Annotated in this window: 33 protein-coding genes and 1 tRNA gene; 16 read left to right on the top strand and 18 right to left on the bottom strand. The window is 70.5% G+C overall.

What is annotated here, in order from left to right; genetic code table 11:
* Nucleotides 1–101 precede the first annotated feature (101 nt).
* From ABZ154_RS26105 to ABZ154_RS26090, 4 genes are all read left to right on the top strand, one after another.
* The gene (locus ABZ154_RS26105; protein WP_356836496.1) at nucleotides 102–773 is read left to right on the top strand and encodes an HhH-GPD-type base excision DNA repair protein; all 672 of its coding nucleotides are present in this window, start codon (nucleotides 102–104) and stop codon (nucleotides 771–773) included.
* A 186-nt stretch (nucleotides 774–959) separates the two neighbouring features.
* A complete protein-coding gene (locus tag ABZ154_RS26100; RefSeq protein WP_356836494.1) occupies nucleotides 960–2,486 on the top strand; it encodes a M28 family metallopeptidase in 1,527 nt (508 codons plus the stop codon).
* A gap of 225 nt (nucleotides 2,487–2,711) precedes the next feature.
* Entirely contained in the window at nucleotides 2,712–3,008 is a 297-nt protein-coding gene (locus ABZ154_RS26095) for a type II toxin-antitoxin system VapB family antitoxin (RefSeq protein WP_003967677.1), read from the top strand.
* A 182-nt stretch (nucleotides 3,009–3,190) separates the two neighbouring features.
* The gene (locus tag ABZ154_RS26090; RefSeq protein ID WP_356836544.1) at nucleotides 3,191–3,808 is read left to right on the top strand and encodes a LytR C-terminal domain-containing protein; all 618 of its coding nucleotides are present in this window, start codon (nucleotides 3,191–3,193) and stop codon (nucleotides 3,806–3,808) included.
* Between the two features lie 147 nt (nucleotides 3,809–3,955).
* Here ABZ154_RS26090 and upp read toward each other — a convergent pair whose 3' ends face one another.
* Nucleotides 3,956–4,591 (bottom strand): uracil phosphoribosyltransferase, encoded by a 636-nt coding sequence (upp, locus tag ABZ154_RS26085; RefSeq protein WP_326704646.1) that lies wholly within the window; start codon nucleotides 4,589–4,591, stop codon nucleotides 3,956–3,958.
* Between the two features lie 102 nt (nucleotides 4,592–4,693).
* Here upp and ABZ154_RS26080 point away from each other — a divergent pair, with 102 nt between their 5' ends.
* The 4 genes from ABZ154_RS26080 to ABZ154_RS26065 all read left to right on the top strand — a co-directional run bounded on the left by ABZ154_RS26080 (nucleotide 4,694) and on the right by ABZ154_RS26065 (nucleotide 6,572).
* On the top strand, nucleotides 4,694–4,936 hold the full coding sequence (locus ABZ154_RS26080; RefSeq protein ID WP_356836492.1) for a hypothetical protein: 243 nt from the start codon (nucleotides 4,694–4,696) through the stop codon (nucleotides 4,934–4,936).
* Nucleotides 4,937–5,166: 230 nt separating this feature from the next.
* Complete coding sequence (locus ABZ154_RS26075) at nucleotides 5,167–5,775, top strand: hypothetical protein (RefSeq protein WP_356836542.1); 609 nt, start codon at nucleotides 5,167–5,169, stop codon at nucleotides 5,773–5,775.
* Between the two features lie 213 nt (nucleotides 5,776–5,988).
* Complete coding sequence (gene tadA / locus ABZ154_RS26070; protein ID WP_356836540.1) at nucleotides 5,989–6,417, top strand: tRNA adenosine(34) deaminase TadA; 429 nt, start codon at nucleotides 5,989–5,991, stop codon at nucleotides 6,415–6,417.
* A gap of 67 nt (nucleotides 6,418–6,484) precedes the next feature.
* A tRNA-Ser gene (locus ABZ154_RS26065) sits at nucleotides 6,485–6,572 on the top strand.
* Nucleotides 6,573–6,639: 67 nt separating this feature from the next.
* Here ABZ154_RS26065 and ABZ154_RS26060 read toward each other — a convergent pair.
* From ABZ154_RS26060 to ABZ154_RS25980, 17 genes are all read right to left on the bottom strand, one after another.
* Entirely contained in the window at nucleotides 6,640–7,917 is a 1,278-nt protein-coding gene (locus ABZ154_RS26060; protein ID WP_356836490.1) for a site-specific integrase, read from the bottom strand.
* A 75-nt stretch (nucleotides 7,918–7,992) separates the two neighbouring features.
* The gene (locus ABZ154_RS26055) at nucleotides 7,993–8,205 is read right to left on the bottom strand and encodes an excisionase family DNA-binding protein (protein ID WP_073875408.1); all 213 of its coding nucleotides are present in this window, start codon (nucleotides 8,203–8,205) and stop codon (nucleotides 7,993–7,995) included.
* Between the two features lie 322 nt (nucleotides 8,206–8,527).
* Nucleotides 8,528–10,072 (bottom strand): YfjI family protein, encoded by a 1,545-nt coding sequence (locus ABZ154_RS26050; RefSeq protein ID WP_356836488.1) that lies wholly within the window; start codon nucleotides 10,070–10,072, stop codon nucleotides 8,528–8,530.
* Nucleotides 10,069–10,413 carry a hypothetical protein gene (locus ABZ154_RS26045; RefSeq protein WP_356836486.1) on the bottom strand — a complete coding sequence of 115 codons (345 nt, stop codon included), beginning with the start codon at nucleotides 10,411–10,413 and terminating at the stop codon, nucleotides 10,069–10,071. The genes ABZ154_RS26050 and ABZ154_RS26045 overlap by 4 nt, the downstream gene beginning before the upstream one ends.
* A complete protein-coding gene (locus ABZ154_RS26040; protein ID WP_356836484.1) occupies nucleotides 10,410–11,297 on the bottom strand; it encodes a bifunctional DNA primase/polymerase in 888 nt (295 codons plus the stop codon). Before ABZ154_RS26040 ends, ABZ154_RS26045 begins: the two co-directional genes overlap by 4 nt.
* On the bottom strand, nucleotides 11,294–11,989 hold the full coding sequence (locus ABZ154_RS26035) for an SAM-dependent methyltransferase (RefSeq protein WP_356836482.1): 696 nt from the start codon (nucleotides 11,987–11,989) through the stop codon (nucleotides 11,294–11,296). Before ABZ154_RS26035 ends, ABZ154_RS26040 begins: the two co-directional genes overlap by 4 nt.
* Nucleotides 11,990–12,074: 85 nt before the next feature.
* Entirely contained in the window at nucleotides 12,075–12,488 is a 414-nt protein-coding gene (locus tag ABZ154_RS26030; RefSeq protein ID WP_356836480.1) for a hypothetical protein, read from the bottom strand.
* Between the two features lie 231 nt (nucleotides 12,489–12,719).
* A complete protein-coding gene (locus tag ABZ154_RS26025) occupies nucleotides 12,720–14,879 on the bottom strand; it encodes an FtsK/SpoIIIE domain-containing protein (RefSeq protein WP_356836478.1) in 2,160 nt (719 codons plus the stop codon).
* 85 nt (nucleotides 14,880–14,964) lie between these two features.
* Complete coding sequence (locus ABZ154_RS26020; protein ID WP_356836476.1) at nucleotides 14,965–15,288, bottom strand: hypothetical protein; 324 nt, start codon at nucleotides 15,286–15,288, stop codon at nucleotides 14,965–14,967.
* Nucleotides 15,289–15,375: 87 nt separating this feature from the next.
* Complete coding sequence (locus ABZ154_RS26015; RefSeq protein WP_356836474.1) at nucleotides 15,376–15,564, bottom strand: hypothetical protein; 189 nt, start codon at nucleotides 15,562–15,564, stop codon at nucleotides 15,376–15,378.
* Nucleotides 15,565–15,581: 17 nt separating this feature from the next.
* Nucleotides 15,582–15,941, bottom strand: coding sequence for a DUF6251 family protein (locus ABZ154_RS26010; protein WP_073875391.1), 360 nt, complete (start codon nucleotides 15,939–15,941; stop codon nucleotides 15,582–15,584).
* Nucleotides 15,942–16,044: 103 nt separating this feature from the next.
* Complete coding sequence (locus tag ABZ154_RS26005) at nucleotides 16,045–16,221, bottom strand: hypothetical protein (RefSeq protein WP_356836471.1); 177 nt, start codon at nucleotides 16,219–16,221, stop codon at nucleotides 16,045–16,047.
* 18 nt (nucleotides 16,222–16,239) lie between these two features.
* Nucleotides 16,240–16,413: a hypothetical protein gene (locus ABZ154_RS26000; protein ID WP_356836470.1), complete on the bottom strand. Its 174-nt coding sequence runs from the start codon at nucleotides 16,411–16,413 to the stop codon at nucleotides 16,240–16,242.
* Nucleotides 16,400–16,750, bottom strand: coding sequence for an RRQRL motif-containing zinc-binding protein (locus ABZ154_RS25995; RefSeq protein WP_356836468.1), 351 nt, complete (start codon nucleotides 16,748–16,750; stop codon nucleotides 16,400–16,402). The genes ABZ154_RS26000 and ABZ154_RS25995 overlap by 14 nt, the downstream gene beginning before the upstream one ends.
* Nucleotides 16,750–17,592 (bottom strand): DUF2637 domain-containing protein, encoded by an 843-nt coding sequence (locus tag ABZ154_RS25990; RefSeq protein WP_356836466.1) that lies wholly within the window; start codon nucleotides 17,590–17,592, stop codon nucleotides 16,750–16,752. The genes ABZ154_RS25995 and ABZ154_RS25990 overlap by 1 nt, the downstream gene beginning before the upstream one ends.
* Nucleotides 17,589–17,861 (bottom strand): DUF6303 family protein, encoded by a 273-nt coding sequence (locus ABZ154_RS25985; protein ID WP_356836464.1) that lies wholly within the window; start codon nucleotides 17,859–17,861, stop codon nucleotides 17,589–17,591. The genes ABZ154_RS25990 and ABZ154_RS25985 overlap by 4 nt, the downstream gene beginning before the upstream one ends.
* Nucleotides 17,858–18,136 carry a DUF6284 family protein gene (locus ABZ154_RS25980; RefSeq protein WP_356836462.1) on the bottom strand — a complete coding sequence of 93 codons (279 nt, stop codon included), beginning with the start codon at nucleotides 18,134–18,136 and terminating at the stop codon, nucleotides 17,858–17,860. Before ABZ154_RS25980 ends, ABZ154_RS25985 begins: the two co-directional genes overlap by 4 nt.
* 556 nt (nucleotides 18,137–18,692) lie before the next feature.
* Between ABZ154_RS25980 and ABZ154_RS25975 the strand changes: the two genes are divergently transcribed.
* The 8 genes from ABZ154_RS25975 (at nucleotide 18,693) to ABZ154_RS25940 (ending at nucleotide 26,253) form a co-directional block, all read left to right on the top strand.
* Nucleotides 18,693–19,538 (top strand): sigma factor-like helix-turn-helix DNA-binding protein, encoded by an 846-nt coding sequence (locus ABZ154_RS25975; RefSeq protein ID WP_356836460.1) that lies wholly within the window; start codon nucleotides 18,693–18,695, stop codon nucleotides 19,536–19,538.
* A gap of 2 nt (nucleotides 19,539–19,540) precedes the next feature.
* Nucleotides 19,541–20,347 (top strand): protein phosphatase 2C domain-containing protein, encoded by an 807-nt coding sequence (locus ABZ154_RS25970; protein WP_356836458.1) that lies wholly within the window; start codon nucleotides 19,541–19,543, stop codon nucleotides 20,345–20,347.
* A 659-nt stretch (nucleotides 20,348–21,006) separates the two neighbouring features.
* A complete protein-coding gene (locus ABZ154_RS25965) occupies nucleotides 21,007–21,831 on the top strand; it encodes a class I SAM-dependent methyltransferase (protein WP_356836456.1) in 825 nt (274 codons plus the stop codon).
* A 772-nt stretch (nucleotides 21,832–22,603) separates the two neighbouring features.
* Nucleotides 22,604–22,768 carry a hypothetical protein gene (locus tag ABZ154_RS25960; protein ID WP_356836454.1) on the top strand — a complete coding sequence of 55 codons (165 nt, stop codon included), beginning with the start codon at nucleotides 22,604–22,606 and terminating at the stop codon, nucleotides 22,766–22,768.
* A gap of 20 nt (nucleotides 22,769–22,788) precedes the next feature.
* A complete protein-coding gene (locus ABZ154_RS25955; RefSeq protein WP_356836452.1) occupies nucleotides 22,789–23,082 on the top strand; it encodes a Dabb family protein in 294 nt (97 codons plus the stop codon).
* Between the two features lie 199 nt (nucleotides 23,083–23,281).
* Nucleotides 23,282–24,205: a SigB/SigF/SigG family RNA polymerase sigma factor gene (locus ABZ154_RS25950; RefSeq protein ID WP_356836450.1), complete on the top strand. Its 924-nt coding sequence runs from the start codon at nucleotides 23,282–23,284 to the stop codon at nucleotides 24,203–24,205.
* Nucleotides 24,206–24,439: 234 nt separating this feature from the next.
* The gene (locus ABZ154_RS25945) at nucleotides 24,440–25,306 is read left to right on the top strand and encodes an RNA polymerase sigma factor SigF (protein ID WP_015610039.1); all 867 of its coding nucleotides are present in this window, start codon (nucleotides 24,440–24,442) and stop codon (nucleotides 25,304–25,306) included.
* 56 nt (nucleotides 25,307–25,362) lie between these two features.
* Nucleotides 25,363–26,253 (top strand): hypothetical protein, encoded by an 891-nt coding sequence (locus ABZ154_RS25940; RefSeq protein ID WP_356836448.1) that lies wholly within the window; start codon nucleotides 25,363–25,365, stop codon nucleotides 26,251–26,253.
* The last annotated feature ends 146 nt before the right edge of the window (nucleotides 26,254–26,399 follow it).

Raw genomic sequence — 26,399 nt, 5'->3', positions numbered from 1 at the left:
GACAGGACGCAGCGGGGTCAGGCAGGGCCGGACGCGGCCAGACGGACCCATCAGCGCGGCTGGAGTCGCCGTGGGCGCTCGCCCTCGCGATCATCGGATGTATGACCAAGAGTGACAGCGGCAAGGACAGCGCCCTGCGGATCGCCCAGCAGCCGGCCGCGGACGAGCTCCTCGCCCGCAGCCCCCTGGCCGCCCTCGTCGGCATGCTGCTGGACCAACAGGTCCCCATGGAGTGGGCGTTCACCGGCCCGTACACGCTGGCGGAGCGGATGGGTTCGGACGACCTCGACGCGGCGGAGATCGCCGCCTACGACCCCGAGGCCTTCACCGCCCTCTTCACCACCAAACCGGCCCTCCACCGCTACCCCGGCTCCATGGCCCAGCGGGTCCAGCAGCTGTGCCAGTACCTCGTGGCGGAGTACGAGGGGGACGCGAGCGCGGTGTGGCGGGACGCGGGCACCGGGGAGGAGCTGCTGCGGCGGCTCAACGACCTGCCGGGTTTCGGCACCCAGAAGGCCCGGATCTTCCTGGCGCTGCTCGGTAAGCAGTTCGGCGTACGTCCCACGGGGTGGCGCACCGCGGCAGGGGCGTACGGGGAGGAAGGGTCGCGGCGGTCGGTCGCCGACATCACCGGGCCAAAGTCGCTCGCGGAGGTACGCGCGTACAAACAGGAGGCCAAGGCGGCGGCCAAGGCAGCCAAAGCAGCCGAAGCGGAGAAGCCGGCGAACTCAGCCACATCGGCCAAGGCGGCCAAGGGCTCGTCCCAGGGGTGACCGGAATGCACAGTCCGGCACACAGTCGGACAGAACACCCGGCGGAAACGATCAAAATCGGCCAGTGCTGTTCCCAGGGGCCACCCCACTCGCTAGCTTTCGCAACAGCTTTCGCAGCACGTTCGTCCGCACCTCCGTCACGTTTCCACCGGAAGGACTCTTGTGCACGCAACACGTCGCAGAGCCATGGCAGTTGTGGCCGCCACCGCTCTGGCCACGCCGCTCCTCCTGGGCGCAGCCCCGCACCACGGGTCTTCGCACGGGTCAGGCCCCTCGAAGGAGGCGGTCAAGCTGTCCCGGGAGCTGGTGAAGAACGCGTCCGCACGTGACGCCTACCGCCATCTCCAGCAGTTCCAGGCGATAGCCGACTCGGCCGGCGGTCACCGCGCGGCGGGATCGCTCGGCCACGACGCCTCGGCGGCGTACGTCTACCGTCAGCTCCAGCGCGCCGGGTACCAGGTCTCCTACGAGACCTTCCGGTTCCCCTACACGGAGACCCTGGCCGAAAAGCTCGCGGTGGTGTCGCCCACGCCCCGCGATGTGACGATCAAGGCGATGACGTACACCCCGTCGACCAAGGTCGGCGGTCTGACGGCCGGACTCGTCGGCGTCCCCGTCGACGACACCTCGGGCTGCGAGGCGTCCGACTACGCCTCCGCGAACTTCACCGGCAAGATCGCGCTCATCAAGCGCGGCGGCTGCACCTTCGCCGACAAGCAGGCGGCGGCAGCGGCGGCCGGCGCGGCCGGCGCGGTCATCTACAACAACACCGAGGGCCTTCTCTCCGGCACGCTCGGCGAGGCCGGGGCGGGCAAGATCCCGACCGGCGGGGTCAGCCAGGAGGACGGCGAGCAGCTCGCCGCCGACCTGGCCGGCGGCGAGGTGACGGTCTCCTTCGAGGTCCGGCAGCTCCAGGAGGAGCGCACCACCCGCAACGTCATAGCGGAGACGCGCGGCGGCAATGCGGCGAACACCGTGGTGCTCGGTGCCCACCTCGACTCCGTCACCGAGGGTCCCGGCATCAACGACAACGGCTCGGGCTCGGCCGGACTGCTCGAAGTGGCCCTGGAGCTGGCCGAGTCGAAGAGCAAGCCCGCCAACAAGGTCCGCTTCGCCTGGTGGTCGGCCGAGGAGAACGGCCTGCTCGGCTCGGAAGCGTACGTCGCCGGGCTCCCCGAGCAGCAGCGCCAACAGATCAAGCTCTACCTGAACTTCGACATGATCGCCTCGCCCAACGGCGTCCAGTTCGTCTACGACGGAGACGACTCCGACGGCGTCGGCGCGGGCCCCGGCCCGGAGGGCTCGGCCCAGCTGGAACGCGACATCAACCAGTTCCTCGACGGCAAGGGCAAGCAGCACGAGGGCACGGACTTCACCGGCCGCTCGGACTACGGCCCGTTCATCGAGGTGGGCATCCCCTCCGGCGGTACGTTCACGGGCGCCGAGGGCATCAAGACGGCGGCCCAGGCCCGGACCTACGGCGGGGAGGCGGGCGCCGCGTACGACCCGTGCTACCACGCGGCCTGCGACGACCTGAGCAACATCAGCATGCGGCACTTCGACCTCAACATCGATGTGATCGCCAACGCGGTCGGCACGTACGCCCACGACCTGCGTTCGCTGACCCGTCCGGTCACCCCGGCCCCCAGCACCGGCACGCCGGGCAGCGGCGGCGGCCTGCACGACGGCCACGGCCACGAGGTCACGGAGTAACAGCCCCGCTGCCACCGGTACAGCGCACTCAGCACGCCGCAGGCTACGAGACGGCTTCAGCGCCTCGTAGCCTGCGGCCTGCATCAGCACCTGCGCGTGGCCCACCCGTACGGGGGAAACCTGTCCCGGTATCCAGCGCTATGCGGCGCTCTACAACGTTTCACAGGCCACCGCAGTGAGGTTCCCTGGCTGCGCCCGGCGCCCCTTGCCCGGTAGGCTTTCCGTGTGATCTTCAAGCGCATCGGAAATGGGAAGCCATACCCCGACCACGGCCGGGAAAGCACCCGACAGTGGGCGGATGTCGCGCCGCGTCCGGTTCGCCTGGACCAGCTCGTGACCACCAAGGGCCAGCTCGACCTGGAGACCCTCCTCGCCGAGGACTCCACGTTCTACGGCGACCTCTTCGCCCACGTCGTGAAGTGGCAGGGCGACCTGTACCTCGAGGACGGGCTGCACCGAGCGGTCCGCGCCGCGCTCCAGCAGCGGCAGGTGCTGCACGCACGCGTCCTCGACCTGGGCTGACGCCGCCGCCCCGCGCGCGTCCGCACGTATCACCCTCATAACAGCTGCCGTAACGGCCGCACGCGAATTCGGGCCTTTCGGGTGCTTTCGCGCTCATCCGGGTGCCATACGTTGATCATTTAGTACGCAGCATCACCGGGTCGCACTACGCTGCCTCCATGAGCATGCTCACTCCCCCCGGCATGGGCGGAAAGTACCGCATCACGGGCGACACCTACCCCCGCATGCGCCGCCCCCGGCACCGCCGCAGGATCGTCCTCGCGGGCGTCTCGGCCGTGGTGGCCCTCGGCCTGGCCGGCTGGGGAACACTGCAGCTCATCGACGTCTTCACGGGCGGTGACAAGAGCGCGAGCGCCGTCGGCCACCAGCGGGACTGCCCCACGCCGAAGCCCGCGGCCCCCGCCAAGGCGCTGCCGAAGCCGGCCGGGATCAAGGTCAACGTCTACAACGCGACGACCCGCAGCGGGCTCGCCAAGGCCGCCGCGGCCGAGCTGAAGAAGCGCGGGTTCGCCGTCGGCGAGGTGGGCAACGCCCCGGAGGCGTACGACAAGAAGGTCCCGGGCGCCGGTGTGCTGCTCGGCGCCCCGACCGCGGCGGACGGCAGCTTCACCGTGCTGGGCACGCAGCTGCCGGGCACGGTGCAGAAGACCGACGGCCGCAAGACGGCGGAGGTCGACCTGATCCTCGGCGCGAAGTTCAAGGCGTTCAGCACCCCGGCGGAGGCCACGGCCGCCATGACGGCCCTCACGAAGCCGTCCCCGGCGCCGTCGGCGTCCTGCTCGACGTCGAAGAGCGGCTGAGCAGCACACGCAGACACGCACAGGCACGCACAGGCACGCACAGGCACGAAGACACGCAGGCACGCTCAGACGCACCGGTGCCCCTCCCGCGACGTAGAACAAGCTCACGCGGGAGGGGCGCCGGTCTGTTCTTCTCGTGCCTGGTGGCTACTCCGCGGTCCCGTACATCCGGTCACCGGCGTCGCCGAGGCCCGGCACGATGTAGCCGTGCTCGTTGAGCCGCTCGTCGACGGAGGCGGTGACGACGGTGACGGGGGCACCCGCCAGCTCGCGCTCCATCACCTCGACGCCCTCGGGCGCCGCGAGGAGGACGACGGCGGTGACGTCGTCGGCACCGCGCTTGATCAGCTCGCGGATGGCCGCGACGAGCGTGCCGCCGGTGGCCAGCATCGGGTCGAGGACGTAGACCTGGCGGCCGGAGAGGTCCTCGGGCATCCGGGTCGCGTACGTCTCCGCCTGGAGCGTCTCCTCGTTGCGGATCATGCCGAGGAAGCCCACTTCGGCGGTGGGCAGCAGCCGCACCATGCCGTCCAGCATGCCGAGGCCGGCGCGCAGGATCGGGACGACGAGGGGCCGGGGGTGCGAGAGCTTGACGCCCGTCGTGGGCGTCACCGGGGTCTCGATGTCGACCTGCTCGGTGCGCACATCCCGGGTGGCCTCGTAGGCGAGAAGGGTCACCAGCTCGTCGGCGAGGCGCCGGAAGGTCGGGGAGTCGGTGCGCTTGTCGCGCAGCGTGGTCAGTTTGTGCGCCACCAGCGGGTGGTCGACGACGTGGATCCGCATGCGTCAACAGTAACCGCGCCTTCCGGCACTCTGCGCTGGCATCAACCACCTGTTCGGGGGGAAGGTGGGGGCATACGGACCCAGCGTTGGGGTGATGTGTCGATGGCGGACGGGGAACAGCAGCGGAACCCGGGCTCACGCGGAGTGAGCGACGCGCGCGAGCCGCGGGGCACGACGGGTGACGTGACGGACGCTCAGGAGAGTGACGCGGCCCGGCGCCGGCGGCGCGCCCAGTTCCTCCGTGAGCTCCATGAGGCCAAGCAGCTGCGGGACCGGGTGCAGCCGCGGCGGGCCCGTGCCGCCCGTATGCGCCAGCAGATGCGGATGCGCACGTTCCGCTGGTGAAGCCGTCCCGTACCACCGGCGCACTCCCCCGCTGATCGGGTCCCCCATCGGTTGCGTCAGGGAGAGGGCCGACCAGGCACTCCTGGAACTGATGGCCGACGCAACGGCCGAAGAGGCCTCGCTCGGCGCTTGTTTCTGCCACGATGCCGATTGGGCGGGGCTCAGAGCAGACGGATCGCCGTCTGCCCTCCCGTCGGACCGATTCACCTATGACCAGTGGGAGAGTCACGGTGTACTTCGCCGCACTGCTCGCGCGCACCGAAGACGGGTGGGAAGCGAGCGATACAGAGCTCGACGATGTGGAGACCCTGTCCGACCTGACGGATCTGGCGCAGGAGGTCTCGGTGGACGAGGACACGGTCCTGGTCTACATCGAGCAGGAGGACGCCTGGTTCGGCATCCTCCGGGTGGACGGTGAGGAGGACCCCCGTATCTACGTCTCGGACGCGTCCGCCGCCGCCCGCTCCTCGTACGGGGAGATCCTGCTCACCGACGAGCTGCTCGGCCGCGAACCAGGGGCCGGGGACGAGATCGCCGCGCTCGAAGAGCTCGTCGACCTCGACGGCACGGAGGACGGCGAACCGGACGGCCCGGCCCGGCCCGCTTCCTCCTCCGCAACGACCGCCGCATCCGCAACCACCGACCGGACCGCCACCCCCGACCCGGACGCGGATACGGGCTCCGACCCCGATGCCGTACCGGCGGGCCCGATCGGCGAGCTGGGCATCCTCGCCGACTTCGGTGTCTCCGAGAAGGACCTGCTGACGCTGCGAACCGACGCGCTGACGGAGATCGCCGACGCGCTGGGAGCGGCCGAGGTCCTGGAGGCGGTCCGCTAGCGGCTGTCCGGCGCCCTGATCGCCGGACGCCCTCCCGGGGGCCGGGCCGCGCACGCTCCGGCTCCGGCCCTGGCCCGCTTCTGCCCCTCCCCCGTCCGTTAAGGTCCGCGGGTGACCGCACGACCGCCGAACCCTTCCCCCCGGCCCACCCCGGATCCCGTACGCGTACCTCTGCCCGGCCACGACCCCGTACGCGATCCGTGGCAGGCCCCGATGCGCCGCGCCCTGGCCGAGGCCGAGCGGGCGGCGTCGGCCGGCGACGTCCCGGTCGGCGCCGTCGTCCTCGGTCCCGACGGCACCGAGCTGGCCGCCGCCCACAACGAGCGTGAGGCCACCGGCGACCCGACCGCGCACGCCGAGATCCTGGCCCTGCGCCGGGCGGCCGAGGCGGTCGGCGAGTGGCGCCTGACCGGCTGCACGCTGGTGGTCACCCTGGAGCCCTGCACGATGTGCGCGGGCGCCCTGGTCCAGTCCCGGGTGGCCCGCGTCGTCCACGGAGCCCGCGACGAGAAGGCGGGCGCGGCCGGCTCCCTCTGGGATGTCATCCGCGACCGTCGCCTCAACCACCGCCCGGAGGTCATCGCGGGCGTCCTGGAGGACGACTGCGCGACCCAGCTGACAGCCTTCTTCCGCACACTCTGACCAGGCTCGGCCCCGCCTCCGAGAACCGATTTCTGTGCACGCCCCGGGATGGTCTAAGCTCTCTCTCGGTAGCGTGTCCGAGCGGCCGAAGGAGCTCGCCTCGAAAGCGAGTGTGGCGTAACCCGTCACCGTGGGTTCAAATCCCACCGCTACCGCTGGTAGACGAAGGGTCCGGCTCGATGAGCCGGACCCTTCGCTTTACCCTCCGTCTCAGTTTCCGTCTCAGTTGGCCGGTACGAGCACCCCAGCGGCCCCGTCGTCATCGTCGTCCGGCCGCTCTCCTGCCGGTTTCCAGATGAGTCCGTCGACCTGCCGAGCCACGTCCGTGCGCACGGTGTCGACCATGTGCTGATACCGCGCCGCCATAGCGGTGGTGGACCACCCCATGAGCCCCATGACAGCACGCTCGGAGACACCGAGGATCAGCAGAACAGTTGCGGCGGTGTGGCGGGCATCGTGCAGACGACCGTCCCTGACCCCAGCGGCGGCCAACAGCTCCTTCCAGTCGTCGTAGTCGGTGCGGGTCGAGGTGCCCCGTCCGTCCGGGGTGGCGAACAGCCATCCCTCATCCGCCCACTTGTCACCCGCCTCCAGGCGTTCGGCTTCCTGCTTCACCTGGTGGGTGGTCAGCAAGTCCGCGAGCTGTGCGGGCAGACCGACCACCCGGCGCCCGGCGCGCGACTTGGTTTCGGCCGTCTCCGGGTTGGTGCGCTTGCGCTGGGGGCAGTACCCGGCCTTACGCCCGCACGGGTCGCTGCAGCCGTGGGCGTAGCGCGGACGCCGGCGGCTTCGCCGGACCATCAGGACGCCCCGCGCCGTGTCCACGTCTGCCCACTTCAGTCCCAGGGCTTCCCCCTGCCGAAGCCCCAGCGCGAGCGCCACGGCCCACCGTGCCGAGTTCCGCCCCTTGTCGGCGGCCACAAGGAGGCGCTTTACCTCATCGACGGTGTACGGCTCGATCTCCTCGTCGTTCAGACGCGGAGCCTTGGCGAGCTGCACCGGGTTACGGGTGAGGTGCCCCCGGCGGACCGCTTCGTTCAGGGCCGTCCGGAAGGTGCGGTGGATTTGGTGGATCGTCCCGGCACGGCGGCCATCGGTCTGCATCCGGCCGTAGAACCGCTCGATGTGCTCAGGCCCAAGCTTGTCCAGACGGTGCCCTCCCAGCGCAGGAATGAGGTGCTTCCGGACCGCGACGCCGTACCCGACCATGGTGTTCTCGTTCACAGCGAGCGGTGCGATGGTCTCCACCCAATGCGTCAGCCACGCCTCTACCGTCCAGGCGCGCCCGGCCTTGCGTACGGCTCCGCTGTCGCGCTGCTTCTCCAGCTCACGCACAGCGGCCGTCACGGCGGCTCGGGTCTTGCGTTCGACATGGCGCCGGTCCGGCTTGCCGTCGTCGCGAATCCCCACCGTGACGCGGCCGTGCCACTTGCCGTCCTTGCCCTGATAGATGGATGAGCGCCCGTTGGGCTGCCGGGTGCGCTTCTTCTCTTCCGCCACGGGCGGACTCCTTCGGGGTGTGTGTGAGCACGGGACGCCACCAGGTGAGGTGGCGTCCCGTGTATGTGGAGTGGTTCAGGCGGTGTACTGCTCGGCGCGGCGGCGGGCGAGGTACGCGGCCGGGGCGTCGGCGGGGACGCGGCGGAGACTGCCGACCGTCAGCGACTCCAGTGCGCCCGAGCGGATCAGGGCGAAGCAGGTGGTCCGGCCGACGCTGAGCCGCCGTGCGGCTTCTTCGACGGTGAGGAGAACGAGGGTCGGGTCAACGAGGTCTGTTGCGGTGCTCACGACGTGCCTTCCTCGGGGCTTGGGCCGGTATCCGTGACAGAACTGACAGAACCTCGCCGCTAGCCCGATGACCTGCGGATACTCCGGTTTCCAGCGTCGTGACAAAACCTCAAAAAACTCTGACAGAACCTCCGGGCAGGGGGTTCTGTCAGAGCACCCCCGGCGCCGGCACGGCCGGTGTGGGCTGTGTCGGAAACCGGGGGCGGGGAGGTTCTGTCAGAGTTTTCGGAGGTTTTGTCAGAGCCGTGATCATGGCTCTTTGTGCAGGTCAGCGGGCTGGTGCGGGGGTTGTGTCAGTTCTGTCAGCGGAATGGGGGTTCTGTCAGCCGGTGGTGAGTGGCGGGGTGACGTTGGGGTGGGTGTCGAAGCGGGGCGACGGCGGGCGTCCACCGCGCCCGGAGCGCGGGGGCAGGGGCTGCTGGCGGACCCATCCGTGTTCTTCCAGCAGGGTGAGCGCGGGGTCCAGGTCGGTCATTGCAGGGAAGTCACTGCGCGACAAGCCCCGGAAGAGCTCCCGCTTGGTGAAGCCGGAGAGGCGCTGTTCCTTGAGATGGGTGAGGAGCTGGTGGGCGGCTTCCTGTGCGGGGTCGGCGCCCATGGCGTCGAAGACTTCCAGGGCGTGGGCGGTGAAGTAGTCCCCGATCTCCACCGCGTTGGCCATGGTGGCGGCTTCGATGGGGACCATCCATCCGTTGTCCGGGTGGGTGGCGAGGTGAAGGAGTCCGGCGATGCGGGCGACGGCCCCGTCACGCTTGGACGCCCACTTGATGACCGAATGGAGGCTGCGGCCCTTCCCGATCCGGGACTCCGTCACCCTCTGGTAGGCCAGCAGGACCGCGTCCGCATCGGGGGTGAGGGTGAGGACGGCCGGGTCGGTCCAGTCCGCCAGAGCCAACGTCAGCCCACCCAACCGCTTCGCGTAGGTGTCGGCAGTCTCCTCCGGCAGCAGGTCGGGGGTGAGGTTGCGGGAACCGACCAGAGAGAGGGGCTTGGCATACAGGAACCGGGCCAACAGCCCCCGCCCGTCAGCCCCCTTCACCCGCCCCAACGCGTCCAGCACTTCGGGCTGGATGGCGAGGCCCATGGTGATGGCTGGCGCTTCGACGTGCTGCGCGTCCCGCCCCTGCCGGTTCACCCTCACCATGTCCCCGGCGTGGCCCTTGAGGAAGATGCCCATGTTGGGGGTGCCGGAGTAGCGTCCGGCGATGATGTCGAAAATCTCGCCCTCGGCGGACATGACGCTCATCCGCCCGTCCTGGTCCGCGACCAGGGAGGCGAGGCTTTCGGGGGTGACATCGTCCGCGACCAACTGCGGCTTTGCGGGCACCGTCATCTCGTCGGCCTGCTGGGCGAGGTGGACGGCTTCGGCGGTGAGCTGGTCCCGCAGCCCCGGTTCTGCGGCTGCGGCCTTCTGGGCGGCCTTGTCGGCTGCGGAGCGGGCCAGGCGGGCTGTGGTCTCGGCTTCGGCCCGGCGCGGCCCGGACAGCTCCACCAACGCCTTCTCAGCGGCGAGGAGCGGGCCGGTCATGAGCGCGAACACGGCGCTCTTGCGGTTGCCGGGGGGCAGGGCGACGGCGGTGTAGAGGTTCACCGGCTCCCGCCAGTGCCCCCGCACATGAACCGTGGCCCGCCCGCCGGCCGCCGTGGCGAGCACAGCCAGGGCCAGGCATCCCGCCAGGTCCACCGGGGTCTGCGTCTCCTCCGCGACCCCGGCGACCATGCCGCTCAGCCAGTCGGGCAGGGCGTGGACGGGGAAGACGGGGAGTTCGCGGCGGGGGTTGAGGGGGACGGGTTCGTCCCAGACGGGGCCGGTGATGGTCTCGGGGTCCAGGGCGGCGTTGAAGCCCTCCCACAGGTCGGCGCTCATGCGGCCTTGCTCCCTTCTGTGTTGAGCAGCGGGCAGGACTCGGGGTGGGCGGTGTGGGCTTCGATCAGGGCCAGGACACCGGAACGGCCCCGGGCGGTGCGCTCGTAGCCGCACCGGCACCAGGACCGGGCCGACACCAGAGCCGAGAACGACGGGGGCGCGATGACGTCCAGCCACCGCACCGGCTGCGGGCGCAGGTCAGAACGAACAGCAACGGGGACGCCTTCGGCGACGCCCTTCGGCACGCCACCACCGGCCGGTCCTGCGGCCCGGTTGGCGGCCTGCGGGCTGCTCGGGGTGACAGGCAGGCTCTTAAATCGAAGGTTCCTGGCGGCGGTCAAGCCGGCCGCCCGAAGTTGTTGGCGACGGACCAGTTCAGAGCGCTCGCCACAGCCTTGCGGCACTCGTTCTCCCGGAGCCCGGCCGCCAATCCCGCCGAATTAAGAGCCTCCTCCACCACACTGCGGTCGAGGTCGCCGGACGGGATGAACCGCCCCAACGCCCGTGCGGCCCGAACCAGCGTCCAGTTCCGCGAACCCACCCCAGCCCCGGCCACGGCCGCCGTTTCGGCCCTGAGAGCCGCTGCGGCGTACCTGGAGGCTCGAACCGGCACGGGCACAGCCATCAGGCCCCGCGACGGCTGACGGGGCGTCAGGAGGGCGTGCAGCCATTCCGGGAGCGGTACGGGCTCGGTGGGGTCAACCACCTCGTACGCACCGCCGGGGAGGGTGCTCCCTGCGGCGACGACGTATCCACCGTGGGCGCGGGTGTCGATGTGCTTGCCGAGCCTGCCCGCGCTGTTGCCGAGCCTCACCCCGGGCGGGGCGGTGAAGTACAGGTGGTGTCCGCCGCTCGCGGTCCGGGTCCGGTAGGTGGCGGGGGCGGTCTGCCCGGCGCGCTCGCAGAGCGCTTGCAGGGAAGTGACGCCGTCAGGCGTTCCTTTCGGGTCCTTGGCCTTGACCGGGTCCAGGTCCACCACGACCAATCCGGAAGGGCCCGTGGCGATCCCGACGTTGAACGCGCCCGCCGACCACGCGGCGCGGATGCGGTCGGGGTCGGTGGTGGCCCGGTCCTCCCACTTCCGGTGACCGGCCGCGCAGTCGCCGGTACGGGGGCAGGCGGTCTCTCCGTGGAGGGCGGGGCGCTTGTCGCGGGGGCGGAGCGGGAAGACGCGCCATCCGCGCTCGGCCGCGTCCAGGGCGACGCTCAGGAGGCGGACGTTCACGCGGCCACCTCCAGCCCGGTCGCGGCCAGCAGGGCGAGTGCGGTGGTGCCGATCCAGTGGGTGTAGGCCGGGGGGATGCATTCGCGGATGCCGTCGCGGTTCATCCAGGGGACACCCATGACGTTGCGGGCGTGCTGGACGCCGGAGAAGTTGCCGACGAACTGGCCGTAGTGGCCGGGCGGGATGGGGCGGCCCATCTTCGCCTGCGGGACCAGGTGCGGGGGGTGGTGGGGCTGGGTGAGGGTGAGGCCGCCGCCGGTTTCGAAGTACCGGTGCCGGTAGGTCTCCACCGCGAACATCGGCCCGCACAGCATCACGGGTCGCTCCAGCTTCGGCAGGGCACCGCGTACGTTCTCCATCACCCACGGCCGTCCGGTCGCCTTCAGGGCGGTGCGGGTGGGGGCGATGAGGTCGGGGTGGGTGTTGCCCTGGAGGCGCTGGCAGTCGCTGTCGTGCTGGCACGGCGGCGACGCGTGGATGACGTCGAACTCTGCACCGCGCTCCAGCACGTAGGCGATGGCATCGGCCTGGACGAACCGGAACGGGTAGCGGGGCTGGGGTGCGGTGTCGACGCCGGTCACGTCGAACCCGGCATCGGCGTAGCCCTTGGCGGCCCCGCCCTGGCAACAGAACAGGTCGAGTAAGCGCGGCCGGAGGCCCGGGGCTCGCCGGATGGTGGTGTGTTGGGTCATGCTGGGTGTCTCCAGTTCTCGTCAGGGAGCTGCTGGACAAGGGCGGTCCCGGTCTTTGGCGAGAGGGGGGCCGCCCTTGGCTTAGCTACTGGTTGCCGGCCCACAGGGCGTATTCCTGGCGGATGTAGCCGCGCGGGTGGTGGGTGCTGTCGGGGTGGTCGGGCGGGTAGGGGCCGTTGGCGTAGCCGCCGGGTCCGAGTCCGGCGGCGTGGTCGATGGCGAGCAGCCGGCGGGCGGTGTCGTCGGCCGCCGCGTCGGCGTCGCTGTCGGTGCTTCCGGCGACGGTGAAGGTGCGCTGGTGTTCGGTGAGGGCGATGCGGTCGAAGGCGGCCGCCTTGCGGAGCCAGTACTCGCGGGGGTTGGTGAGGTGACCGAAGTCCCGCGCGGTGTAGGCGACCCAGGTGATCTCATTGGTGATGCTCGGGGCGAGGGTGTACGCCGCTTCCGGTGTCGGCCATCTGCCGCCGGTCTCGGTGCTGTCGGGGTACGTCTCGGGCATGACGGTGCACTCCTTGGAGAGTTGAAGCGGAATCCCTGCCGCTGATAGGCCAGGGAGGCGAACACACCCCCTGTCGAGGTGCGTGTGGAGGGGGTTTCGGGGGTCTGACCTGCGGGGCCTCCCCGCCTCCCCCGAAACGGTGTTTTCGCTGATCAACGTGGGGGAGGCGGTGCGGGGAGGGGGTTGGGGAGTTCTCCCCGCCTCCCCGCCTCGGGAGGGTGCGCCTCCCCGCTACTGGGAGGCGGAAGCGGAACCGTCGGTGTCGCGGTTGGCGAGGGCGCGCAGGACGTGATCGCGGTGGACGACCATGACGCCGTGGGACTTCTTCGGCTCCTCGCCGTGGGCCTCCAGCAGGCTCTTGAGCCGGTCGTTGGTCCACTGGTTGCCGTAGACCTTCGGGTCCAGGGAGTGCAGCCGCTTGAGCACCTCGTTGGTCCGCATCCGGGGCGCGTCGGCGAGGACGGCGGCCACGTCGGTGAGCGGGTCGCGCTCCTCACCACGGTCGACGGAGGTCAGGGTGGTGACCCCGTCGCGCAGGGCCTTGGCCCGGGTGGCGATCTCGGCGGCGTCGTCGGTGCTGATGTAGTGCGTCCGCACGGTGATCGCGGCCTGCCCGGCGGGAATCTTGATCCCGTCCGACGCGACCACGACCGTGCCCTTGTCCAGCCCCGGCCGCAGCAGGTTCGGGGCGGCCCCGCCGTCGACCGCCTTGTCGCCCAGCGCCATGCGCGCCTGTGACTCGGTGCCCAGGGCGAGGGAGGCGCGGGTGTGGGCGCCTTCGCGGACCAGCTTGGGGAGGTTCTGGTCGGTGGGGTCCTGGGTGCCCTGGTAGAGCAGCACGTCCACGGCACGGCCCTGGTTGTGGATCTTCCGGGCGGCCATGAAGTAGCGGGAGGTGGCCTTGGACCCGCCGTAGGGGCGCTTCTCGCTGTCCACGACGGGGCACATGAACGCGACCTGCGCTTCGTCCACGATCCCGATCAGCGGCGTGAAGACGGTGCCGGGCGGGGCCTGGATGCGGCGCTCCATCTCCTTGACCAGGCCTTCGAGCATCTCCGTTGCCTCGATGACGTGGTCATCGGTTGGCCCCTGGATCAGCACGGTGGCCAGCCCGTCGAACATGCCCCAGTCGCCCACGCCCTTGAGGTCCGCGACGCGGAACTCCACCCGGGCGTCCAGGGCGAGCCACAGGGCCAGGGCGCGCAGGGCGGCGGTCTTGCCCTGGTTGGACAGGCCCGTGATCAGGAAGTGCCGCTGATAGAGGCTGATCAGGGCGGCATCCCCACGCAAGTCCTGACCCCAGGGCGCGCGGCCCTTGGCGTAGTCGGCGGTGAGGGTGGTGTCGGTCAGGAGCGGGGACGAGCCGATCGGCTCGTCCAGCGCACCGCTGTCCGCGATCCAGAGCCGGACGGTGCGGGCGGCCTGGGGGATCGTGATGAACACCTCGTGCTCATGCCGGGCCAGGTTCTCGGCGAGTTTCCGCCGGCGCTTCTGGACTTCGTTGGTGGCGACGCCGGAGGGGAGGGTGACGTCGACTTCGACACCGCATCCGGCGATGCGGATGGGTCCGAGCATCGCGGCCCCGGCGTCGCCCATCTCTTTCACGGCCTGCCGCAGGGGGGCGATGCCGAGGTCGCGCAGGGCGGTGACGACGACGGACGGAGTGATCGGTGCCCCCGCGTCCGCTGATCGGGCGGGCAGTACCCACTGCGGCGCCGCCTGCTGATGCCGCCCCACACCCCACAGAGCAAGTAACCCGGCCCACGGACCGAGGGTGACCAGCGGCCCCCACACCACGGTGATGACGACGACGATCCAGCGGACCAGTTCGATCAGGGCCAGGGTGGGGGTGGCGAGGTCGGCGAAGTTCTTGTTGGCGATGGCGAGGAAGATGCCGAGCACCAGCAGCCCACCGGCCGTGAGCCCGGCCGCTGCGGCGGCGCCCTTGGCGGCCTTGACCGGGGCCGAGAGCAGATCCATGCGGCGCTGGTGGCGGGCGGCGCGGAAGCGGGAGAGGCGCTCTTCCCACTCGGTGGCGAGGTCGAGGTTCCCCGCGGCTTCCGCCGCCCGCAGCATCCGCTCGTACCGGGAGGCGGTGCGGCCCTCCCACGCCCGGCGGGCCACGATCCGGCCGCCGCCGACCACGTACATGCCGTGCCGGACGGCGAACCGGGCGGTGGTACGCGTGCGGTCGTGCGTGGCGACCCTGCGCACGGCACGGCCGGTGCGGACGATCCGCGACCCCTGCGGGCCGGACGGGGTCTGCGGGGTGGTCGGCTCGGTGGCCGGGTCCTTGACCAGGCTCACCGGTTCGGCAGGCGGGGTGGGGCGGTGGTCGTCGAGGTGGTGCACGGTCCCCATTCCGGGGACCTGGACGGCGGGTTCGGTCATGATGAACGTGCCTCTCCGGCTCGTTGCTGTTGGGTTGGGGTGAAGGGGGCGGCCGGTTTCCTTGGCCGGGTCCGGCCGCCCCCGCTCAGGAGCGCTCAGCGCGCTGGACGGCCCGCTCCGCGAGACGAACGCGCTCCTCGGCCTGCTTGCGGGCCTGCTTCGCGGCGGGCTTGTCGGCTCGGGGGGCGGTGCGCTCGACGGCCTTGGCGGCGGCCAGGTCCTGGCGGGCGTCGGCCTGGACCTTGTGGAGCGCGGCAAGCTCCAGGGCGCCGCGCTCGGCGGCGGCCTGGTCGATGCGCTCGATCCGACGCTTGATGTCCGGGTCCAGGCAGTCCGCGAGGGACTGGCGGAAGCCCTTGCGGAACAGCTTGGCGCGCTCGCGGGACTCGGCTCGGGTGTAGCTGTGCACGGTGACCTCCCGTGGTGGGGCCGGACTGTCCGGCTCCCCAACCACCCCCGAAACGTGCGTGCTGGGTTCGGGGGTGGCGGGCAGCCGTCAGGCGAGCCGCAGTTCGCGGGTGTGGCACAGGACCGGGCCGATCAGCAGCCCGACCCGGTGCACGGTCCACCGGCCGTTCGTCAGCTGTCCCGGGGGAACCTCGTCAACGATCCGGCCGGTACGTCCGACCGCGCGCGGGTCGTCCTCACACGCAACGATCAGTACCTCTTGACCTGCCTGGAACACGGGCTTCTCCTTCCAGGTCAGCGGCGCTTGCGGCCGGTCGGGGTGGTCTTGCCGCCGACCGACTTCACGACGGTGACGACGCCCCAGGCGCAGACGGCGGCGAGCAGGGCGAGCAGGGCGAGGTTCGCGGCGATCGCGGTCAGCACCCCGACCAGCAGCGGGCCGAAGTAGACGCCGGCGGCCACCATCCCGGCGCCCATGCCGGAGCCGAGCGCGAGACGCTGCACCGTCCGGTCCGGCGGGGCCTGGTGGACGTGCACCACCTGCGGCACCGCGTTGGCCGACTGGTAGGTGGTGGGGAGGTGGTCGGTGTAGGCGGGGGTGCCGTCCGGCAGATTCACGACGGACGGTCGGCGGGGCTCGGGCAGGTGGTCCACGCGTGTTCCTTCCCTGGATGCGGGGTGGTGCGGGAGTGCCCCGGGCCGGAGTCGAACCGGCTGACCACCCCCGTGTTCGTCGGGTGGCCGGGGCAGTGGTGCGTCAGGCGCTCGTCGGCTGCGAGGTACGGGCCTCGGTGGCCTCGGAGGTTGCGGCGGATACGGCGAGCTGGGCGAGGATCTCGGCCTTGCGGAAGTCGTAGGGGGTGATGGCCTGGTAGCGGTCTCGGTCCTTGGCGAGGAGGCGTTCGGCGGCGGCGCGGTACTCGGCGGCGTTCATCAGACGGTGTCCTTCCGGTCAGCGGGTGGGCGAGGCGGGCGCGCAGTCGGTGCAGGACGGGTTGGTGCACAGCTCGATCCGGCCGAGCCCGAGCAGGCCGGTCAGGACGTTCGCGGCGCGACCGCCGGGCTCTCCGGCGATGCGGAGCCCGGCGGCGTGCAGGGCGCGGGTGAGGCGTTCACGCAAAGACACAGCGGTTCCCTTCGCAGGGGGCGGGGGTGTCGTGGCAGGGGACGCACATGCCGAGCGAACGCGGGATGCAATACCCCACATCGGTCCGGCAGTTGGGGCAGGTTCGGCGGGCGAGCATCGCCGCCGCCAAGGCGGCGGCGCGGCCCGGGGTCATGGGGCGTACGGGCTTGGCGTGCTCGATGCGGTAGAGGTAGGCGACCAGCGGGCCGCGTCGGCGGCGAGGCCGGTGGACCTCCGCGACGACGTCCTGACCACCCGGCCGCAGCCCCAGCGCGCGGAGCTGACGGCGGGTGGCCAGACCATCGGGAGCGAGGCGCCACCGGTAGACGTCGGCCATCAGGCGGCGGCGCGTTCGGCGCGCAGGGTCTCGCGCAGCTCCCGCGCCTTCACAGGCGATGTCCGCACGGCCCGCCGGATGCCCTCGGCCGTCAACTCCTTCACCGGCCAGTCGGCCGTAGCCGACCGCGCTTCGATGAGGAGCTGTTCGGCGGTGCGCGTCGGTCGACTCGACCGGGCGGCGTCGGGGACGCGTCCGGTCGCCCGACGCGGACGGGCCGACTCAGCGGCCACCGCACCGACCGGGGCCCGATCGGTCGGCTTCACCAGGTCGACCACCCTCGGGGCTTCCAGCGCCGCAGGAACCGGCGCCGGGGTGATCGGAGCAGGGGTCGATACTCCCAGGTCAGCCGTCGACCGTTTTACGGCGGTCTCAGTCGATTCCTCCTGATTTGTGGAATCGGCCGGGGTCTCGATCGGTCGGTGGTGCAGCACCTTGGCGACCAGGTCGGAACCGAAGTAGATCGACCCGACCGGCAGCGACGTGGCGAGCAGGACCAGGGCCCAGTTGGCGGGGTCCCAGTCGGCCAGTCGACCCCAGTCGACCACCTCACTGTGCAGCTCCGGGACAAGGCCGTGGACGTAGTTGAGAACGAGGGAAGCCAGGGTGTAGGCGGCCAGCACCCGCAGCGCGAACCGGCGGGCATCCCCGGTCAGGACCAGGGTCGCGACCAGGGCCAGGGCCATCAGGCCGTCGACCACGAAGGGGTAGAGCGTCGCGGCCGTGGGGTCGGCACCGGTCGCCGTGGCGACATCGCGCAGCGCGTTCCACGACACCCGGAACGCCATCCCGACCACACCGACCAGAGCGGCGACCAGCAGCCCCTTGCCAAAGCGGTTCATGACGCCCCGCCCTTCCGCTGGACGTCCACGGACGCCAGCAGCTCGACGCGGTCCATGACCCCGGCAGGCAACTCCCGCCACTCCCACCCGGCCCCATCCGGCAGGACGAAACCGAGCCGGGCCAGTACGTCCACCCGCTCCTGCACCGTGGGCACCGGCCCGCTCCGCCCGAACGAGTGCTCGGGCCACTCCAGGCTGATCCGGTCGGTGATGACGTACAGCTCCCACTCACCCTGGAAGCTGTTGGACAACCGCGCGCCGTAGGTCATGCCGTACCCCCCGACACCGTGGCGTACGACGAGGCGGCGGTGCGATTGGCCAGGTCCCGGCGGGCGGCCAGCACCCGCCGGCGTGCCCGGCGGATGCGCCGCGCATCCAGCTCGGTCGGCGTGCGGTCGATGGTCATGATCTGCGCGTCCAGCAAGGCGACGTCCGCCAGAATCAGCGGCATCTCCAGCTCGATCGCGTCCAGCTCAGCGTCAGTCGGCTCACCGTCGAACGGGGTGGCCGTAACAACGGCCTGAAGTGCTGCGATGCTCTTCACGGGTCTGTTCCTCTCTGACAGGAACGGCTCACCACGAACCCCCGGAGTTCCAGCTCCGGGGGTTCTCGCCGTTGGAACCAGCAATCCGGCTCCCCTCAGCCCCGCCCGTACGACCCCAGAGGGCCGGACGGGCGGAGGAGGCAACCGGCCGCAGCATGAGCTGCGGAGGGTGGGACGCCATCTCTCTGCCTGGCGCTCAGCAGGGCAGCTCACTGCGGGTGGCACCAAGGTGTTCTCCAGGGCCGCAGGATCGTGCGTACCGCGCCGACGCGCCGTACCACTGCCGACGGCACACCCGGCCGCCACGGGGGCGAGGGCTCTCACCTCGCCTCAGTTCACTGTTCAGTTCTCAAGAACCGGACGCTTCCTTCGGACCCGCTTCACGGGGCCCTCCGGACGTTCTTGCAGCTCAAACCACGGATCGATCACCCCCAAAGAGCCTGCCTAGGGGGGGTTTCCAAACCGCTTGATAGGTACCGTAGGCAAACCCAGCGCGGCGCGCAACCCCCTCTCGCGGTACAGTTCGATAGCCCCCCTAAGCGAGGAGTGGAGAACCGTGGACAAGGACATGACGCGGGTCACTGAGATTGCGCAGCCCGTAGCGCGGGCCAAGGCCGCAATCGACCTGATGGGGACCTATCAGTCGTGGGTACTGGAGCTGTCCCGAGTAAGGCGCGAAGCCATCGAAGAGGCTCAAGCGGCTGGCATGACACAAGCAGAGATCGCAAAAGAGCTGGGCGTGTCCCGAGGCCGCGTGGGACAGCTAGCGTCCGCCGGCCCCCCGCCGGAACGTGCCTTCTTCGGCACGGACCGCGTGACCATCTCTTTGGGCGGAAAGTACGAGGCCGGCAAGGGGCCCGACCAGAAGCCGAGCGAGGTTGTCACCAGGGAAGACCTCAACAACTTCGAGCATCTCCGAGGGATGCTCGCCGGCATGAAGCTCGATGCCGGGTACGAGGTGATCCCACCTTCCGGCATCGTGAACTTGAACCGCGAGAACCACATCGTGGTCTGCGGGCCACGGCTGTCCCCCATCGTTGCCCAGGTGCTAGAGGGGGATGACAACCTGCGCTTCGAGAAGGACACGGCCTGGCACCTGGTCGACCGAAAGGCAGGCGCCGAGTACCGGTCACCAATGGACGAGGACGGCTCAGCAGGCGACTTCGGATACCTGGGTCGGCTCCCTCGTCTCGATGGGCGCGGCACCTTCCTGTACATCGCGGGTGTCCACGCCATTGGGGCCAACGGGGTCGTTCACTACCTGCAACACAACCTGGCTGAGCTGTACCGAGAGGTTCGTACCCGCCGATTTTCGACCCTGATCTCTTGCCGCTACGACCCCAAGACCCTTGAGGTGCTCGAAAGCCGTAGGGTCACTCCGCTGTACCGACACGAGAGCTGAGCATGCGCGTATCCATTGACACACTCCCGGGCGGCGCCAACCCGAATGAAGACTGGGTGGCGGGCACGCCTTCGCTGGCGATCGTCCTTGACGGGTTGAGTACCGCTGGCCTCAGCACGGGTTGCAGCCACGGAGTCCCGTGGTACGTCGCGCATCTCGGAGGACAGTTGCTCGCGTCTCTCGCGGAACCGGACCAGTTGCTCTCCGACGGCCTGGCTGATGCCCTAGAACGGGTCGCCCACCTCCACCCTCGGTGCGACCTCAAGAACCCCGGTACCCCGTCTGCCACTGTGGCCGTTCTACGCCGCCGGTATGAAGTGCTCGATCACCTAGTGCTAGCGGACTCCCCCATCGTCCTCGCGGCGGATGGAGGCTTCACGGTGCTAACTGATCTACGCGTCGACTCCGTACTACCGGAGATGCGAGCCGAGGTGGAGCAGCACGAAACCCACACGCCGGGTCACAGGGAGGCGCTGCAACGATTCGTCCTGGCGCAGCGGCAGGTACGGAACACCGCCGACGGCTACTGGGTAGCGGCCGGGGACTCACGAGCGGCAGCGCACGCCCAGACAGGCAGCACCCCGCTCAAGGAGGTCCGCGACGCAGCGGTCATGTCGGACGGGGTGTCACGACTCGTCACGGAGTATCAGACAGCGAGCTGGGACGACGTCTTCACCACCCTCAGATCCAAGGGCCCCCGCCGCCTGATCCAGGACGTGCGGGATACAGAGGCGACAGACCCCACCGGGCGGCGGTGGCCTCGGTACAAGTCAGGGGATGATGCCGCTGTGGCGTACTGCCAGTGGTGAAGAAGCCGTCTCAGTTTCCGTCTCGTTCAGCAACGTACGGAGCCGTTCGCGGCTGGTTGCGCCCCCTGGCGATCCGAGCCGGAGACCCTGCGGCGAACGGCCGTGAACGCTCGCGGACGAACCGCCGACAGAGATGAACAGACCTCGAAAGCGAGTGTGGCGTAACCCGTCACCGTGGGTTCAAATCCCACCGCTACCGCTTCTGACACCCCCTTGGTCTGCAGAGACGCAGTCAAGGGGGTGTTCTGCGTCCAGGACACCGTGGTCACCAGGTGACCACCACCCGCACGATCTTCCCGAAGGGCCGCTCGGCCACACCCCACCGCGAGGCCAGCACCTCGACGAGGTGCCGCCCCCCGCCCACGGACGCGCTCATCGGAGGCCGGACGAAGGCGTGGTCCCCGGCTCCTCGGAGGCCAGGCGACGGATGCGGTGTGGCCCCGCACAAGCGGAGGTGAGCCGGTGGCGTCAGGGTCGCGTCGTGGTCCATCGCCCTCGTGAGACACGGGAGACCGTCGCGGAGGTGTATGCGCTTTCCGATACGCCCGCGATATAAGGCGTCCCTTTCGGCAGCGGGCGCGAGCGGGCGGAGAGGGGCCTTGCCGTGTCACTCCCGTGGCCCTGACCCGAGGGCCTCCGCAACGGCTAGGTATAGGGACATGAGCAACGAGAACGCCCCACCCGATGCCCTGAAGGCGAAACACCGCGCGATGTGGGCACTGGGCGACTATCCCTCCGTGGCGGCGCAGGTCATCCACGAACTCGGCGGCGAGCTGGTGCGGGAGTGCGGCATCCGGCAGGGCGACCGCGTCCTCGACGTCGCGGCCGGCTCCGGGAACGCGGCCATCCCCGCCGCCCTCCTCGGCGCCGACGTCGTCGCCTCCGATCTCACTCCTGAGCTCCTGGAGGCCGGGCGCCGCCTGGCCGAGGTGCGCGGCGCCCGGCTGGACTGGCGGGAAGCGGACGCGGAGGCACTGCCCTTCGCCGACGGTGAGTTCGACACGGTGATGTCCTGCGTCGGCGTGATGTTCGCCCCGCACCACCAGCAGACGGCCGACGAACTGGTCCGGGTCTGCCGGCCGGGCGGCACCATCGGCCTGATCAACTGGACCCCGGAGGGGTTCATCGGGCAGATGTTCGCCACGATGCGCCCCTACGCTCCCCCGCCGCCGCCCGGTGCCCAGCCGCCGCCTCTGTGGGGCGATCCGGAACACGTGCACTCCCTGCTCGGAGACCGCGTGAGCGACGTCCTGGCCCGCCGGCAGCCGCTGCGCGTCGACCGGTTCGCCCGCCCGGAGGAGTTCCGGGAGTTCTTCAAGGCCTGCTACGGCCCCACCATCGCCACGTACCGCTTCATCTCCGAGGACCCCGAGAAGGTGGCCGCCCTCGACTCGGCCATGGACGATCTGGTCGCGCGGAACCTCGTCGACGGCGCCATGAACTGGGAGTACCTCCTGGTCACGGCGCACCGCGTGGCCGCGTAGGCGCCGGGGGCCGACGCGTCGCAGGGATGGGCCGAGGGCCGCATGCGGCCGGCGCCGCCCTGCGCCCGCGTGCCGGTCCCCCCTGCCCTTGCGCGGTGCTGCCGACGCGGCGTACGTACGACTGGACTCCGGCCATGTGCCGTGGTCCCCGCGCGGGCATGTGCCGTGGTCCCCGCGCGGCCATGTGCCGTGGTCCCCGCGCGGGCTGGGGCAGACCCCGGCCGCCCAGCGCACAACGCCATCACCCTCTTCTCGGAGCCTCAGCAGCTGGGATACGCGCACGTGGAAGGCCCCTGCCCGTCCGGCGCCGTCATGCGGCTTCCGCAGCCGTTCGACCTCGGCATCGGCACGGGCAGCCTCGTCTGACGGACGGCGTCGGCGTCGGCGTCGGCGTCGGCGTCGGGAAAAGTGAGGCCGGGGGAAGTGAGGCCGGGGGAAGCGGCGTCGGGGGGACCGGCCGCTTCCCGCCATGAGAGCAGGGCCTCCGGGTCGGGCGCCGAGGTCGGGGGAAGTCGCGCGGCGGTGACCCCGCAGTGAGGGCCTGTTCCGGCCCTCCGGTTCCTGCCAGGGCCGGAGAACTCGGGGTCCATCCTGCGTAGCGCAGAAGCCGCCCGGGTGGGCAAAAGGCCTCGACGGGCGGGGCCCAGGTCCGTGAAGGGCGCATCAGTGAGCGAGAGCAGCCACCCGATACGGCCATACGTGCGGATACAATCTGCCGATCGCACGCCAGGTCCAGGCGGCGTCAGGCGGGGTCTACGGGGAGGCAAGGGCAGTGGCGCTAGCGAAGAAGATCGCGCTCTTCATATTGGTGGTCTTCGTGCTGTACTCGATCATCACCTCGCCCGAACGCTCCACCGAGCTCGTAGGGGTGGGGTTCGAAGGCGTTTCCAGCGCTGCTCAGAGCGTCGGCGACTTCATGACCGAACTGGTGAAGTAGCGAAAACAGTAGGGGTACCGATGATCCGCCACCTGGTCCTGTTCAAGCTGAATGAAGGCGTCGAGCGGGACGATCCGCGCGTCGTCGCCGGGGACCGCGCCTTCCGGGAACTGGAAGGGCAGGTTCCGGAACTGGAGTTCTGGGAGTGCGCCTGGAACATCACCGACCGACCGATCGCGTACGACTACGCCATCAACTCCGCCGTCGCCGACGAGGCCGCCCTCAAGCGCTACATCGAGCACCCGGCCCACCAGGCCGCCGCGGCACAGTGGCGCGCATTCGCCACTTGGGTGATCGCGGACTACCCCTTCTGATCCCTCCCGCCGCGGGTGTAAGACCGGCCCCGCCTGCCCCCTCGCCGCTCAGGCGAGGGGTTCTTTCGTTCCGTTTAAACCTTTATGACCTCAACACGGCGCTTTGGGGTGCTTGCACACAGTGGACATGTCTTGTGATGCTATGACCGCTTTTGACGGATGAGTTGACCGTAGTTGACCGCGAAGGGGTGGCGTCACCGTGCCGGCCAGTACAGCGCCTCAAGTGCCTCCCCAGTCCGTCCAGCCGTCCCCAGCCGTCTCGCAGAGCGCCTTCCAGGGCGCCTCCCAGGTCGTCCAGGCCGCGCCGGCCCAGGAGATCCAGACCGAGACCCCGGACCCCACCGCCCCGCCCGCCAGGACCCGCGGGGCGGACACCAGGGCCCTCACCCAGGTTCTCTTCGGGCAGCTCAAGAACCTGGAGCCCGGCACCCCGGAACACGGTCGCGTCCGGGCCGCCCTCATCGAGGCGAACCTTCCGCTCGTCCGGTACGCCGCCGCGCGGTTCCGCAGCCGCAACGAGCCGATGGAGGACGTCGTCCAGGTCGGCACCATCGGCCTGATCAACGCGATCGACCGCTTCGACCCGGAACGCGGCGTCCAGTTCCCCACGTTCGCCATGCCCACCGTCGTCGGCGAGATCAAGCGCTACTTCCGCGACAACGTCCGCACCGTCCACGTCCCCCGCCGGCTGCACGAGCTCTGGGTCCAGGTCACCGGTGCCACCGAGGACCTGACGACGGCTCACGGACGCTCCCCCACCACCGCCGAGATCGCCGAGCGGCTGAAGATCTCCGAGGACGAGGTGCTCGCCTGCATCGAGGCGGGGCGCTCCTACCACGCCACCTCCCTGGAGGCGGCCCAGGAGGGCGACGGGCTGCCCGGGCTGCTCGACCGGCTCGGTTACGAGGATCCCGCGCTCGCCGGTGTCGAGCACCGCGACCTCGTACGCCATCTCCTCGTCCAGCTCCCCGAGCGCGAGCAGCGCATCCTCCTCCTGCGCTACTACAGCAATTTGACCCAGTCTCAGATCAGCGCCGAACTAGGCGTCTCCCAGATGCATGTGTCAAGGCTTCTGGCCAGGAGTTTCGCCCGACTGAGATCCGCAAACAGGATCGAGGCGTAACCGGAACGGGTAGACCTTCCAGAGACCGGTTCTGGCGGCATAAAAGCCCTACACCCCCTGTTTCCAGGGCGGATTCGGCGCTGACTTGTCGACATGTCACTACAGCGTGTTGCCGACATGTGACATTCTGCTCGAAGCGCGTTTGCCGCAGCCCCGCCTCCGGTATTCAGGTGGAGGCTGCGTTCCTCCGATGGTCGCGGCCACCGCGACCGTCCGCGACCTCAAGGGGGTGGCATGTCCGCAGAACAGGGCAGCTCGAAGGTGCTCACGCTCACGAAGAGCGTGCCGGCACCCGCCGTGCTCACCAGCTCGCCGGAAGCCATCGACACCCGTACTCTGTCCCGCTCCCTGTTCCTGCGGCTCGCCGCGCTCGGCCCCGCTTCGGGTCCCGAGGGAACGGACAGTCCGGAGCGGACCTACGTGCGGGACACACTCATCGAGCTCAACCTCCCGCTGGTGCGTTACGCCGCGGCGCGGTTCCGGAGCCGCAACGAACCGATGGAGGACATCGTCCAGGTCGGCACGATCGGCCTGATCAAGGCGATCGACCGGTTCGACTGCGAACGGGGCGTGGAGTTCCCGACGTTCGCGATGCCGACCGTCGTCGGGGAGATCAAACGCTTCTTCCGCGACACCTCCTGGTCCGTACGGGTGCCCCGGCGCCTCCAGGAGCTGCGGCTCGCGCTGACGAAGACCAGCGACGAGCTGGCCCAGAAGCTCGACCGCTCCCCGACCGTGCCTGAGCTGGCCAAGGCGCTCGGGGTCTCCGAGGAGGACGTGGTCGACGGCCTCGCCGTCGGCAACGCGTACACCGCGTCCTCGCTCGACTCCCCCTCGCCCGAGGACGACGGCGGCGAGGGCTCCCTCGCCGACCGCCTCGGGTACGAGGACGCGGCGCTGGAGGGCGTCGAGTACCGCGAGTCGCTGAAGCCCCTGCTGGCCAAGCTCGCCCCGCGCGAGCGCCAGATCATCATGCTGCGGTTCTTCGCCAACATGACCCAGTCGCAGATCGGCGAGGAGGTCGGCATCTCCCAGATGCACGTCTCCCGGCTGCTCACCCGCACCCTTGCCCAGCTCAGGGAAGGGCTCATCTCCGACTGAGCCGTGAGCCGTGCACGGGGGTTCTGATTTGACGGAGTGTCAGACACACTGGCGCAATGCGACGTCGGACTCGTCAGTCATGCGGACCCAACGGCCGCCGAGGCACCGTGATCGCCGCCTCGGCGGCCTCGCTGTGGCTGGCCGGCGGCCTCCTGACCGGCTGCGGGGGCAGCCCCGGCGACGGTTACGCGGCCGTCGGTGCGGCCGGTGGCGGGGCCTCAGGGCGCCCAGGGCCCTCGGGGAAGGTGACGCTGGTCCCGCTGGACGGAGGCGGTAGGCAGGAGAGCGGGGGCGAGGCCGGGGGCCCGGGTGCCGACCGGCTTCCGGGGGCCTCCTCGCCGCCCACCGGAGACTCCGCCGGCCCTGACGCCGTCGACGGGCCTTCGGGGGTTCCCGCGGCGCGGCTCCCGGGCCCCGGGCCAGGAGGCGGCGGGAGCGGAGCGCGTACGGGGGCGCCTGTCGGGTCCGGAACAGGGACCGCCGGGGCCGGGGCCCAGCCCGGTACGCCCTCGCAGCCCGCACAGCCGTCCAAGCCCGCCGAGCCCTCCACCCCCGGCAGCGGGTCGAGGCCCGGCGGCGAAGGCGGTACGACCAGCCCTCCACCCAGCCCCCCGCCCAGCACACCTGCCCCGCCCCCGCCCCCCGCCACGCTGGCGCTGAGCGCCCCGCAGCGCGCGCCGGCGGACAAGCGGTGGTGCGAGAAGGTGACCGTGGAGTTCCGTAACACCGGCGGCTCCCCGGCCCGTTCGGGAACCGTCACCTTCGCCACGCACATCATCGGGGCCCTGGGCGTCGACTGGGCCACCATCAGGTCGAGCCAGTCGCTGCCCGCGCCCATCGCGGCCGGTGCGACGCGCTCGCAGACGTACGCCGTCTGCGTGGAGTCCTGGCGCGTCCCCCTGGGGATGCGCGTCGAGACCCAGGACGTCTCCGCCGTATGGGAGTGAACCTCGGCCCCTGGGCGAAAACGCCCGTGGGGCGGACGGCGGAACCGCGCATGCGCTCCCCCGTGCGGGAGGTCCCCCGGGCCCACCTCGACCTCCACTCCGCCACCCAGGAGGCCGAGGTGGAGCGGCTGATCGGGCTCGGCGCC

It is taken from the genome of Streptomyces sp. NPDC006261, from assembly GCF_040613515.1.
Taxonomy (GTDB): domain Bacteria; phylum Actinomycetota; class Actinomycetes; order Streptomycetales; family Streptomycetaceae; genus Streptomyces.
Note: the sequence above shows the minus strand (reverse complement) of the source record. Positions and strands in the feature narration are given on the sequence as shown.

Bases quoted from the DNA above. Each gene is read 5' to 3' on its own strand.
- ABZ154_RS26105 (WP_356836496.1), top strand. From the start codon at position 102: ATGACCAAGAGTGACAGCGGCAAGGACAGCGCCCTGCGGATCGCCCAG.
- ABZ154_RS26100 (WP_356836494.1), top strand. From the start codon at position 960: ATGGCAGTTGTGGCCGCCACCGCTCTGGCCACGCCGCTCCTCCTGGGC.
- ABZ154_RS26090 (WP_356836544.1), top strand. From the start codon at position 3,191: ATGGGCGGAAAGTACCGCATCACGGGCGACACCTACCCCCGCATGCGC.
- upp (WP_326704646.1), bottom strand. From the start codon at position 4,591: ATGCGGATCCACGTCGTCGACCACCCGCTGGTGGCGCACAAACTGACC.
- ABZ154_RS26080 (WP_356836492.1), top strand. From the start codon at position 4,694: ATGGCGGACGGGGAACAGCAGCGGAACCCGGGCTCACGCGGAGTGAGC.
- tadA (WP_356836540.1), top strand. From the start codon at position 5,989: ATGCGCCGCGCCCTGGCCGAGGCCGAGCGGGCGGCGTCGGCCGGCGAC.
- ABZ154_RS26050 (WP_356836488.1), bottom strand. From the start codon at position 10,072: ATGAGCGCCGACCTGTGGGAGGGCTTCAACGCCGCCCTGGACCCCGAG.
- ABZ154_RS26035 (WP_356836482.1), bottom strand. From the start codon at position 11,989: ATGACCCAACACACCACCATCCGGCGAGCCCCGGGCCTCCGGCCGCGC.
- ABZ154_RS26030 (WP_356836480.1), bottom strand. From the start codon at position 12,488: ATGCCCGAGACGTACCCCGACAGCACCGAGACCGGCGGCAGATGGCCG.
- ABZ154_RS26025 (WP_356836478.1), bottom strand. From the start codon at position 14,879: ATGACCGAACCCGCCGTCCAGGTCCCCGGAATGGGGACCGTGCACCAC.
- ABZ154_RS26005 (WP_356836471.1), bottom strand. From the start codon at position 16,221: ATGAACGCCGCCGAGTACCGCGCCGCCGCCGAACGCCTCCTCGCCAAG.
- ABZ154_RS25995 (WP_356836468.1), bottom strand. From the start codon at position 16,750: ATGGCCGACGTCTACCGGTGGCGCCTCGCTCCCGATGGTCTGGCCACC.
- ABZ154_RS25990 (WP_356836466.1), bottom strand. From the start codon at position 17,592: ATGAACCGCTTTGGCAAGGGGCTGCTGGTCGCCGCTCTGGTCGGTGTG.
- ABZ154_RS25985 (WP_356836464.1), bottom strand. From the start codon at position 17,861: ATGACCTACGGCGCGCGGTTGTCCAACAGCTTCCAGGGTGAGTGGGAG.
- ABZ154_RS25970 (WP_356836458.1), top strand. From the start codon at position 19,541: ATGCGCGTATCCATTGACACACTCCCGGGCGGCGCCAACCCGAATGAA.
- ABZ154_RS25965 (WP_356836456.1), top strand. From the start codon at position 21,007: ATGAGCAACGAGAACGCCCCACCCGATGCCCTGAAGGCGAAACACCGC.
- ABZ154_RS25955 (WP_356836452.1), top strand. From the start codon at position 22,789: ATGATCCGCCACCTGGTCCTGTTCAAGCTGAATGAAGGCGTCGAGCGG.
- ABZ154_RS25945 (WP_015610039.1), top strand. From the start codon at position 24,440: ATGTCCGCAGAACAGGGCAGCTCGAAGGTGCTCACGCTCACGAAGAGC.
- ABZ154_RS25940 (WP_356836448.1), top strand. From the start codon at position 25,363: ATGCGACGTCGGACTCGTCAGTCATGCGGACCCAACGGCCGCCGAGGC.